This is a genomic window from Psychrobacter sp. T6-1 (genome assembly GCF_052258445.1).
Genome location: NZ_JBQQFC010000250.1, coordinates 1 through 3,687, shown reverse-complemented (window position 1 = coordinate 3,687; position 3,687 = coordinate 1). Strand labels below are relative to the sequence as shown.

5 protein-coding genes are annotated in these 3,687 nt (G+C 46.4%); all 5 read left to right on the top strand.

Going from position 1 to position 3,687, the window contains the following annotated elements; all coding sequences use genetic code 11:
* Positions 1-188, top strand: a 188-nt coding sequence (locus tag ACTXGO_RS11105) for a hypothetical protein (RefSeq protein WP_443574524.1), incomplete at its 5' end; no start/stop codon positions are given.
* A complete protein-coding gene (locus ACTXGO_RS11100; protein WP_443574522.1) occupies positions 121-795 on the top strand; it encodes an amidohydrolase family protein in 675 nt (224 codons plus the stop codon). The genes ACTXGO_RS11105 and ACTXGO_RS11100, both read left to right, overlap by 68 nt.
* A gap of 190 nt (positions 796-985) precedes the next feature.
* Complete coding sequence (locus tag ACTXGO_RS11095) at positions 986-1,693, top strand: pirin family protein (RefSeq protein WP_443543544.1); 708 nt, start codon at positions 986-988, stop codon at positions 1,691-1,693.
* 220 nt (positions 1,694-1,913) lie between these two features.
* A complete protein-coding gene (locus ACTXGO_RS11090) occupies positions 1,914-2,852 on the top strand; it encodes a pirin family protein (RefSeq protein ID WP_443574520.1) in 939 nt (312 codons plus the stop codon).
* A gap of 222 nt (positions 2,853-3,074) precedes the next feature.
* Positions 3,075-3,686, top strand: a complete 612-nt coding sequence (locus tag ACTXGO_RS11085; protein WP_435949855.1) for a nitroreductase family protein — start codon at positions 3,075-3,077, stop codon at positions 3,684-3,686.
* Position 3,687 lies beyond the last annotated feature (1 nt).

Sequence of the window (3,687 nt, the reverse complement as noted above, 5' to 3'; positions counted from 1 at the left end):
CGACTTATGATGAGACCATTGAGCGCTCGCTAAACGTGTTCGAAAAGGTCAATCGCGACATGCCAATTGACGGTCTCAACTGGTTCTTTGATCATGCTGAAACTATCTCACAGCGCAATATTGATCGTATCGCCGAGATGGGCGGCGGCAGCAGCAAATACGCCGCCCGTAAAGCAAATGCTCGATAGCGGCGTCAATGTCTCAGCAGGTACGGATGCCACCCGCGTGGCCTCTTATAACCCATGGGTATCACTCGCTTGGCTCATTACAGGCAAAACCGTTGGCGGCATGAAACTCTACGATCAAGACAATCTCGTTGACCGTGAAACCGCGCTACGTATGTGGACGGAAAAGGTCGCTTGGTTCTCTAATCAAGAAGGCGAGCGCGGTCGTATTGAAGTGGGTCATCTAGCCGACTTTATCGTGCCGAGCAAAGACTTCTTTAGTGTCCCTGACAATGAGATTCCGTTCTTGACCTCGAACCTGACGGTTGTCGGCGGCAAGGTCGTGTACGGTGATGGCGAGTTCTCAGATTATGACACGCCGATCCCGCCCGCTATGCCAGACTGGTCCCCTGCCAATCAGTACGGAGGCTACGGCGCTTGGGGCGAGCCTGAAGGCGCAGGCAAAAACTCCTTAGAGCCACTGATGAATCAAGCGGCGATGGCTTGCGGCTGTGCTAGCGCTTGTACTTTGCATGGACATAATCATGCCAAAGCATGGAAATCCAACGCACCGGTCTCGAACTTTAAAGACTTCTTTGGTGCTTTCGGGTGCTCTTGCTGGGCAGTTTAATAGTTAATTAGATAAATGATATAAAACCCCGCTAATCTTAGGCTTAGCGGGGTTTTTTGATGGATTCACATGTTTTTATTGTTCTAAAATGAAGAATAGTTAATTGCGATTAGTACTGTTTATCGTGCCTAATACAACGGTTATAATAGACCCATAGTTCAAACATACCATTATAAATAAAGGATAACTTATGAAAACTATCTATCATGCAGCAGACTCTCGCGGTAATGCCGATCACGGCTGGCTCAAAAGCCGTCACACTTTTAGCTTCGCTAACTACCATAATCCTGAGCGTATGGGCTTTGGTGCGCTACGTGTCATCAACGATGACTTTGTAACAGGCGGTCAAGGCTTTGGTAAGCACTCACACCGCGACATGGAAATCATCAGCATTCCGTTGTCAGGTAAGCTCGGTCATGGCGATAACATCGGTAACAATGGCATCATTGAGACCGGCGAGATTCAGGTCATGTCAGCAGGTACGGGTATCACGCATAGCGAGATGAATGGCGATGACAATGAGCCTGTTAAATTCTTACAGATTTGGGTCATTCCAAACAAAGGCGGCGTCGCTCCGCGCTATCAACAAGTGCGCATGGATGAAGACGCTAAGCACAATGCTTTTAACCAAGTACTCTCGCCAAACCCCGATGATGCTGGTGTCTGGATTCATCAAAACGCTTGGTTCCATATCGGCAGCTTTGATAAAGGCGTTACCGAAACCTATGACTTAAAAGAGGCTAACAATGGTGTTTATGTACTAGTGCTAGAAGGTCAAGTGACCATCAATGGTAGCACTTTAGATACTCGTGATGGCCTCGGTATTTGGAATACTAAGAGCTTCACGATGGATGCTGATGAGGACGCTCGCGTATTGCTAATGGAAGTACCTATGTAGTAAGTTGGCAGTAAAGCGGCAGTAAGTCAGCAATAAAACGGTATTAGATAACGAGTATATCTATACCGTTAGCGCCATTGTAGAATTTATAGTATGAATAAAGTTAACCGAGCAGAGTGATGTGTCAATAATAAGCTTAAAAGTAAATACGCAAAAATAGACGCCGCCATTCTGCTTTTGGCTGTATTCCTATCCGTCATTCGATAATAAGAGGTGAGTTATGAGTATTCAAACCCTAGAGCCGAGACTGGCAGACGTCGGCGGCATTCCTATCGCTAGATTACTACCTAATAAAGGCAAGCAGCCAATTGGTGCATGGTGCTTTTTGGATCATGCTGGCCCCGCTGATTTCGGTCCAGATGAAGCTGGTATGCAGGTCGGTCGTCACCCGCATATCAACTTGCAGACCTTTAGCTGGATGCTTGACGGCGAAGTCTTGCACAAAGACAGCTTGGGTAACGAGCAAGTCATTACCAAAAACCAAGTCAACGTCATGACCGCAGGCACAGGGCCTACTCGTGGCATCAGTCATACTGAACAAAGCGTATTCCCTGATACGGGTGGATCGCCTGATGCGTCGCGTGCGCTGAGCATGGTACAGCTGTGGATCGCGCTACCCACGGATCAAGAGATTGAGCCAAGCTTTCATCACTATCCAGAATTGCCGACGTGGACCGAAGACAGCGTCGAGATGATCCTTACGACGGGCAGCTATACGTCGGTGACGGGTGAGCGTTTCGAGGCGCCAACGATTCAGTACTCAAAAATGGTTGGTATCGATGTGTACTGGCAGGAAGATGGCGAAGTTACCTTGACGCTAGAGCCAGGATTTGAGTACGGTATCTTAGTCAACGAAGGCGAGATTGAATCTGAGGGCAAAGTCTGCCCACAAGATCAACTGCTGCGCTTTCAAGATCATGATGTCGCCAATAATGAAAGTATCAAATTAGTCGCCAAAAAAGGTACGCGGGTGATGTTCATCGGTGGTGAGCCTCTCAATAACCAAGTGCTGCTATGGTGGAATTTTGTCGCAGATAATAAAGAAGAGATTGAGCTTGCGATCAAAGACTGGAACAACGGTCACGAGCGTTTTGGTAATGTTGACTCAGATATGAAGCGTCTATCCGCACCAGAGTTGCCAGAAGGTTTTCAAGGCTAGTAGCAAAGGCAATTATAGAAGCGAGACAGTAAAGTAATCGGTAAGGCGAGACAAACTTATTGATTACCTTAGCTTTACAATTATAGTTACTGTTAAGTTATTTTACAAAAAGAGAGTACGGATATCATTACCGCTCTCTTATAATAGGCACATTATTAACTTGTATGGGTTGTTCAATGATCAACCATACTTTTTTATTCACATAAATTTTGGAGACAAATTATGTCAGACCTACAAACTCTACAACAGCTTATGGAAAAGCGTCGTTCTATTTACGGCCTAAGCGATCAGTTACCTGTCTCAAACGACGACGTTGTCAAATTGGTTGAGCATGCACTATTGCACGTACCCTCAGCGTTTAACTCGCAATCAGCACGTTTGGTTGTACTATTTGGCGAAGACCATAAAAAACTATGGGATATCACCGAAGAGACACTAAGAGTGATCGTCAATAACGAAGAGCAGTTTAAAGGTACTAAAGATAAAATCGCAGGCTTTAGAGCAGGCGCAGGTACAGTATTGTTCTTTGAAGACAAAGGCGTTGTCAGAGGCATGCAAGAAGCCGCTCCATTATATGCAGACAAGTTCCCAATCTGGGCGCATCAAACCAGCGCGATGCATCAGTATGCGATCTGGACGGCGCTTGCGAGCATCGAGATTGGCGCAAACTTACAGCATTACAATCCTGTGATTGACCAAAGAGTTGCACAAGAGTGGAACATCGCTGAGGACTGGGAATTGAATGCACAATTGGTGTTCGGTGCTATTGAACAGCCAGCTGGCGAAAAAGAGTTCAAGCCATTAGATGAACGCATGAAAGTATTTGGCGCATAAG